This window comes from Corallococcus praedator, assembly GCF_003612125.1.
GTDB classification, from domain to species: Bacteria; Myxococcota; Myxococcia; order Myxococcales; family Myxococcaceae; genus Corallococcus; species Corallococcus praedator.
The window spans coordinates 1-390 of sequence record NZ_RAWI01001404.1; the positions used below are offsets into that span (position 1 = coordinate 1).

Annotated in this window: 1 protein-coding gene; it reads left to right on the plus strand. The window is 57.7% G+C overall.

Annotated features, from left to right (window positions below; all coding sequences use genetic code 11):
- Window positions 1-324: ferritin (locus D7Y13_RS44655; protein ID WP_279637230.1), on the plus strand; the 324-nt coding region annotated here is incomplete at its 5' end.
- Window positions 325-390: the final 66 nt, after the last annotated feature.

The window sequence follows — 390 nt, forward strand, 5'->3', positions numbered from 1 at the left end:
CATCTGGTCATCCCGGCGATCCCGGCGCCTCAGGCCACTTTCCAGTTTGCGGAAGACGCGGTGAAACTTTCGCTCACGCAGGAAAAGAACGTCACGCGCCAGGTGAACAACCTCGTCCACCTGGCCAAGCAAGAGAGCGATTACACCACCGACCAGTTCCTCCAGTGGTTTGTGCAGGAGCAGCTCGAGGAAGTGTCTTCGATGGAGGATTTGCTCTCGATCGTGCAACGCGCCGGCGAAGGCAATCTACTCCGCGTCGAAGAATATCTGTCGCGCAAAGGCACGAAGTCCGGCGGCTACAGCAGCGGCGCGACCAACGACTGATCCGCCTCCATTCACTTTCAACTCATTACCATCCACTTCCCAAAATGAGCGACGGCGGCTTTATCG